Origin of the sequence: Daejeonella sp., from assembly GCF_044342615.1 — a bacterium.
Lineage (GTDB): Bacteria > Bacteroidota > Bacteroidia > Sphingobacteriales > Sphingobacteriaceae > Daejeonella.
Genome location: NZ_JBIIPN010000140.1, coordinates 1 through 6693, shown reverse-complemented (window position 1 = coordinate 6693; position 6693 = coordinate 1). Strand labels below are relative to the sequence as shown.

General features: G+C 31.9%; 7 protein-coding genes and 2 pseudogenes. 3 read left to right on the top strand and 6 right to left on the bottom strand.

From position 1 onward, the window contains the following. The 4 genes and pseudogenes from ACIQ0D_RS10805 to ribD all read right to left on the bottom strand — a co-directional run. Positions 1-348 (bottom strand): annotated as a pseudogene (locus ACIQ0D_RS10805) (phosphorylase); the annotation flags it as partial. A gap of 66 nt (positions 349-414) precedes the next feature. Beyond that, entirely contained in the window at positions 415-1017 is a 603-nt protein-coding gene (locus tag ACIQ0D_RS10800; RefSeq protein ID WP_395805482.1) for an IMPACT family protein, read from the bottom strand. A gap of 3 nt (positions 1018-1020) precedes the next feature. After that, entirely contained in the window at positions 1021-1872 is an 852-nt protein-coding gene (locus tag ACIQ0D_RS10795; RefSeq protein WP_395805480.1) for an EamA/RhaT family transporter, read from the bottom strand. A 6-nt stretch (positions 1873-1878) separates the two neighbouring features. Continuing rightward, positions 1879-2919: a bifunctional diaminohydroxyphosphoribosylaminopyrimidine deaminase/5-amino-6-(5-phosphoribosylamino)uracil reductase RibD gene (ribD, locus tag ACIQ0D_RS10790; RefSeq protein WP_395805478.1), complete on the bottom strand. Its 1041-nt coding sequence runs from the start codon at positions 2917-2919 to the stop codon at positions 1879-1881. A gap of 111 nt (positions 2920-3030) precedes the next feature. Between ribD and prmC the strand changes: the two genes are divergently transcribed. Both prmC and ACIQ0D_RS10780 read left to right on the top strand, forming a co-directional pair. Then, the gene (prmC, locus tag ACIQ0D_RS10785; protein ID WP_395805476.1) at positions 3031-3900 is read left to right on the top strand and encodes a peptide chain release factor N(5)-glutamine methyltransferase; all 870 of its coding nucleotides are present in this window, start codon (positions 3031-3033) and stop codon (positions 3898-3900) included. Positions 3901-3932: 32 nt separating this feature from the next. Continuing rightward, positions 3933-4985, top strand: coding sequence for a nucleoid-associated protein (locus ACIQ0D_RS10780; protein ID WP_395805474.1), 1053 nt, complete (start codon positions 3933-3935; stop codon positions 4983-4985). Between the two features lies 1 nt (position 4986). Here the strand turns inward: ACIQ0D_RS10780 and xerD are convergent, their stop codons facing one another. Then, on the bottom strand, positions 4987-5886 hold the full coding sequence (gene xerD, locus ACIQ0D_RS10775; RefSeq protein WP_395805472.1) for a site-specific tyrosine recombinase XerD: 900 nt from the start codon (positions 5884-5886) through the stop codon (positions 4987-4989). Between the two features lie 41 nt (positions 5887-5927). Between xerD and aroQ the strand changes: the two genes are divergently transcribed. After that, positions 5928-6341, top strand: a complete 414-nt coding sequence (gene aroQ / locus ACIQ0D_RS10770) for a type II 3-dehydroquinate dehydratase (RefSeq protein WP_395805470.1) — start codon at positions 5928-5930, stop codon at positions 6339-6341. Here the strand turns inward: aroQ and ACIQ0D_RS10765 are convergent. Further along, positions 6324-6693: pseudogene (locus tag ACIQ0D_RS10765) on the bottom strand (glycosyltransferase family 2 protein); the annotation flags it as partial. The gene aroQ and the pseudogene ACIQ0D_RS10765 overlap by 18 nt on opposite strands.

Below are 6693 nucleotides of genomic sequence, written 5' to 3'. Positions count from 1 at the left end.
TCCAATTCTAATAATATCTAGACTTTTTAGATCCTCTTTTACCGATCTTGTACTAAAATCTATATTAACCAATGCATCAAGTTCATTGATTACAATATCAATATTGTCTGTACCAATACCTGTAGAAATTACAGTAATGCGTTTGGAACCAAGATATCCGGTATGAGTAATAAATTCACGCTTACCTTTTTTCAATTCAATGCGATCAAAATATCTACTTACCTCGCTAACTCTTTCAGGATCGCCAACAGTTATAACGGTATCTGCAACATCCTCAGGCAATAAATTAAGGTGATAGATGCTCCCATCTTGGTTTATGATTAAATCGGAATTTGAGATGGTTTTCATGGACAAAGAGCTAGATTAAATACAAATTTACAGCTTATTTTAGTGATTTTCTTTATCAATCCTGTTTTATCCTTTCCAGTTTAATCCTTCAACTTTCTCTAGCCGACCAAGAACTTTATTCACCTGTGATTGCCTAATTTCAATATCTAAGGAACAATTAAGGTCAAATTGCTGATTAAAAATCCGTAAACCTTCATCTTTAATTATCTTCATCACTTCATTCATTACTGAATGTCCAAATTCAAGTTTAAAAATAAGATCAATTGTTTTTTCAATGATATGTGCCTGATTTATAGCATCTACCGTTGCAGATTTATAAGCATTAATTAATCCAGGAACACCCAATAATGTCCCACCAAAATAGCGAACAACAACGGCTAAAACATTTGTTAAATCAGAAGATAAAAGCGTATTTAAAATAGGTCTACCGGCTGTTCCTGAAGGTTCACCGTCATCGTTAATTCGGAAAATTGTACGGTCTGGTCCAAGTCTCATTGCCCAGCAGTGATGACGAGCCTTGGGATGTAAAGTTTTAAGATCAACAATTATATTCTTTATTTCTTCTTCAGATTTTATGGGATATAAATAGGCAATAAAACGGCTTCCTTTATCTCTAAAAATGCCTTCAGCTTCCTTTTCTATGGTTTTATAGGTATCATCAAAAAGCATCATTTATTGAGCAAAGTATAAAACTATAATAGAAATTAAGGCAAGTAAGATACCAGCATAGTTTAAGCGACTAAGTCGCTCTTTAAAAACAAAAATCCCAACAGCAGATCCTAAAAGAATTACACCAATATTCATGCTTGAGAATACAATGGAGGGCTGATTTGCCAAATCCTGATGTGCTTTTAGGTAAAAAAGTATATTGCCGAAATTTGCTATTCCTAGAATCCAACCACAAATCAAATTGATTAAAGTAAACCTCAATTTATTAAAGAAATATAAATAAAGGAGATAAAAAATGGAGATTGAAAATGCAATGATGAAAACAATAAATAGGGAGGAAGTGAAGGGAATATCACTTGTTTTAGCTATTTGCTTAAATAGGGTATCAATGATGCCCATACCAATAAAAACAAGTAATGGATAGAGCCAGACTCCAGATTTTTCACCTTGATCCTTCTGCCATGGAATTGAAAAAATAATAGCAAGAAAAGCTATTCCAATACCAATTATTTTAATTGCCGATTGTTCTTCACCAAACAAGAAAAATGCGGATAAAACTGGGATAAATAAGGATAATCTTTGCGCAATATCAGTCCGGACAATGCCCGTATATCTAATTGATAAGGCTAAAATGACAAACAGTGATGGTAAAAGTAAACCCAAAGCAATATATACAGGGAAAATACTTTCTGTTAAATTGGGAATTTCAGACCTATAAATTACCCATGTTAAAAATCCGGCAATAGAGTAATTCCAAGCAATGGCTTGTTTATTATCAATTTCATAGCGCTTAGCGAGTTTTAGGAGGACAGAAACTAAAACACTAAAACAGACACTTATTAATATATAAATCATGTCAGGCTATATTTTGTAAATTTTTAAAGTATCAGTACCGATACTTTTAGTTTCAATTAAAGTGTTATTCATTTTAGGCGCTAAAACACCTTCATCCCAACAATCAGGAGAAACAAATACTCTAGCTTCATCCCATAATCCAGCTTTAATAAATATTTCTAATGTTTCTTTACCACCTTCCACAATCAATGATTGAACATCCATCAAATAAAGTTGATAAGCAATTAACTGCGGTAAATAATCGAAATTTTCAAGCTCTAGGAATTTAATTTTTCCAATTACTTCTGTCTTTTCTTGATTAAAAATAATAGTATCCTGACTTTGATCAAAAATATTTAGATCAGCAGGAAGTTCTAAACGGCTGTCAACTATAATACGAATAGGATTTCTACCTTCACATTCTCGCACATTTAATCTAGGATTATCTGCCAAAGCTGTATTTTTACCAATAAGAACAGCATCTTCCTCAGCTCTCCAACAGTGTACTAATTGTTTAGATTCTGGAGAACTTATCCATTTTTGAGATCCATCTAAAGGTGCAAAATATCCATTGGAAGTTTCAGCCCATTTTAGGATAATGTAGGGTCTTTGTTTGTTTATTCGAGTAAAAAATCGTATATTAAGATTATAGGCTTTTTCAGTAAGTATATTTTCAATAACCTCAACCCCAGCATTTTTCAATTTTTCAATTCCTTTGCCGTTTATAGCTGGAAAAGGATCGCGGCATCCAATTACTGCTTTTGGAATTTCATGTGTAATGATTAAATCGGCACAAGGTGGAGTTTTGCCATAGTGGGAGCAAGGCTCCAAATTGACATAAATGGTTGATTTTTTAAGCAATTCCTTAGCATCTGCATGCTTATCAAACACGTCTTTAACAGCATTTACTTCAGCATGTGCCTCGCCAAATGCCATATGATAGCCTTCACCAATAATTTTGTCCTCAAATACGATAACAGAGCCTACCATAGGATTTGGACTAACTTTGCCCTTACCTAATCGTGCAAGTTCAATGCAACGTCTTAAAAAATACTCATGTTGAGCCATATCACAAAAATAACATCAATTACACAAAAACTGATCGATTTTGCAATTTTATTCTAATGAAAGAAAATCTAGAAATTATGGATTTTAAAGCGAATTGGTTTACTTTGCGCCATGACTTTCATACAACTCGAGAAAGAATTTATTGATGCTTTATCCTCTATTTATGATCCACAAGAGGCAAAAAGTCTTACTTGGCTAAGTATCAACGCTATTTGCAAGATTGAAAGAGCCAAGTATTTGAGCATGAAAGAAGATCAATTAGCTGAATCTGATCGATTTAAATTGCTTGAAATACTTGAACAATTAAAAAATGGGAGTCCGCTACAATATATTTTAGGTGAAACTGAATTTTACGATTTAAAATTAAAAGTGAACCCCTCGGTACTCATTCCAAGATCTGAGACAGAAGAGTTAATTGATTGGGCACTTATTACCATTCGAGAAATGAATGGTGAAACAGAGGTCTTAAAAATATTAGACATCGGTACAGGAAGTGGATGTATACCTATTTCCATTAAAAAATATATTCCTTTAGCTGATATTTCAGCTGTTGATATCTCAAACACTGCTTTAAATACAGCGAAAAAGAACGCTGAATTGAATAAAACAGAGATTAATTTCATAGAGGACAATATTCTAAATCCTATCAAACAATCGCTAATCAACACAATTTATGATGTAATAATTAGCAATCCTCCCTATGTTAGAGATTCCGAGAAATTAGAAATGCATCAGAATGTATTAAATCATGAGCCGCATACTGCTTTATTTGTCCCAGATGATTCAGCATTAATATTTTATGATGCCATTGCTAATTTTACTTTAAAAAACTTGAAAAAAAATGGGTTCTTATTTCTTGAGATTAATGAAAATCTAGGCAAAGAAACCGTCGAATTATTAATAAAAAAAGGATTTAAGACAGCAGAACTCCGTCAAGATATGTATGGTAAAGATCGTATGATTAAAGCCTCTCTACACTAATTTTATCATCCCTAAAACATCTCCAATAAAACATGGTTACCTATTTTGATGCCACACTTGCTAAGATTTCTGTCCATAGAGTAGGAAACAAGTCTTTAAATGAGTTTTATAGCTTATCAGAAAATACCTTAAGCATAGAGGATGAAACGCTTAGGCGACTTTTAATGCAGTATTTTTTATCTCCATTTGAAAAGTCGTACGAAGTATTTCGGTTCACACATTCAAGCGATGATATCAACTTAAATGAATTATTTCATTTTAGTACGATGATTTTTGAGGACCCTTCTAGTTTTCATGAGTTAAGCGGACAAATTACAAAGCATTTATTCAATATATCAAATCACCCTAAAATTAAGTCTGGGGAGCTTTATATTGCCACATTTAAAGATATTCAATTAGAAGGTGAAATGGTTGATGCCATTGGTGTTTTCAAATCAGAAACTAAAGAGAGCTATCTAAAAGTAAATCCAGAAGAGGGTGGTTTTGCACTTACATACGAAGAAGATGCTATAAATATCACCAAATTGGATAAGGGGTGTTTGATATTTAATTCTGAAAAAGATCAAGGTTTTAAAGTGATTGTGATCGATCAAACCAATCGTACAGATGCAGCTTATTGGAAGGATGAGTTTTTACAATTAAAAATTAGAAATGATAATTTCAATAAAACTAACACAACATTAGGTGTCTGTAAAGAATTCATTACTAATAAGATAGATGATCAATTTGATATTTCTAAAGCCGATAAAATAGATCTTTTAAATAAGTCAATGAAGTACTTTAAAGAAAAGGATAGTTTTGATATCGATGAGTTTTCGGAAGAGGTAATTGGAAATCCTAAAGCTATTGAATCCTTTAAAAATTTTAGCAAGGAATATAATGATGAGTTTGATGCAGGATTAGATCAACCATTCGATATTTCAAATGCAGCCGTAAAAAAGCAAGCTAAAATCTTTAAAAGTATATTAAAACTTGATAAAAATTTTCATATCTACATTCACGGAAATAAAGATTTAATTGAAAAGGGCTATGATGATGATAAATCTATGAATTATTATAAAGTTTTCTTCAAGGAGGAGCAATAGATTAGCTTCTTGGATGAAACTGAATAATTGTTTCTCTTAAATAATCGCGGTCAAGGTGAGTGTAAATCTCTGTAGTAGTGATACTTTCATGACCAAGCATCTCTTGAACAGCTCTTAAATCTGCTCCGCCCTCAATTAAATGTGTGGCAAATGAATGTCTGAATGTATGGGGACTAATACTCTTTTTAATTCCAGCTTTTACGGCTAAATCTTTAATAATCAGAAAAACCATAACTCTTGAAATAGGGTTTCCTCGATTATTCAAAAATACAAAATCCTCATTTCCAGGTTTTATTTTTATATGAACGCGAATTTCATCAATAAAAATACGTAGATATTTAACAGCATCTGAACCAATGGGTACCAGCCGTTCTTTATTGCCTTTTCCTAAAATTTTTATAAAATCGATATCTAAGTATAGATTGGAGATTTTTAATCCAGTAAGCTCAGAAACCCTTAATCCACAGCCATATAATATTTCTAACATAGCCTTATTTCTCATACCCTCAGGTTTTGAAAGATCAACTGCATCGATTATACTATTAATTTCAACAATGTTTAGGGTATCCGGTAGTCGGCGACTTGTTTTGGGGCTTTCTAAAAGTGCTGAGGGATCGGTACTAATGATGTTTTCAAGGACTAAATACTTAAAAAATGCTTTCAAACCAGATAAAACTCTTGCCTGAGTAGGGGGAAGCATTCCCAATTCATTCACCCAAACTAAAAAATCTTTTAGATCATCACTTGATATATTTTTTAAATCTTTTTTATCAGATTTAGCTATAAAAAACTGCTTTAGCTTATCTACATCATGTAAATATGCTTCGATTGTATTCGCCGATAGGGAACGTTCCAATCTTAAATATGATTTAAAGCCGATAAGACCTGATTGCCAGTCCAAAATATTTTTTAAGTTTGATTAATCTTTAAGAATTAGAATTCATGAAAATACAGATAATTAACGGACCAAATTTAAATTTACTTGGCGTACGTGAGAAATCAATTTACGGTGATAGCAATTTTGAAACATATTTTGAAGAATTAAAGTCCAAATATAGCATCATTGAGCTTGATTATTTTCAAAGTAATGTGGAAGGTGAAATTATCAATAAATTACATGAAGTTGGATTCAATTATGATGGTATTATTCTAAATGCTGGGGGATATACCCATACTTCTGTCGCTATTTCGGATGCAATTGCTGGAATTAATACGCCAGTTGTAGAAGTACACATTTCAAATATCTATGCAAGAGAAGAATATAGACACATTTCACTTACTGGAAAAAATTGCAAGGGTGTATTAACGGGGTTTGGATTAAACGGATACCGATTAGCACTAGAAAGTTTTCTTTAAGCTTGAAAAATGTTTTTTCTTATTTATAAAATACTCCCAAACAATACTTCCATTGAATAATCCTTTGGCATTAAATTTAGTTTTTTTAATTTTTCGTGATTTAGGGATATTTTTAAAGATGTTTTTAATAAAATAAAAATGAGCGTGATTGATTGCTAGAGCATTTTTAAATTTTCCATCTATTAAGAATTTAATCAAAGTAATAAAATCGAGCCAAAATCTGATAAAAATTATGATTGTTGCTTTACCTGCAGGAAGATTCTTTTGAAGCAGAACTAAATTATTTCTGAAGTTAAGATAGGTTTTAAAAGGATTTTCAGCTTGTAAAGTCCCACCACCCACATGATAAACC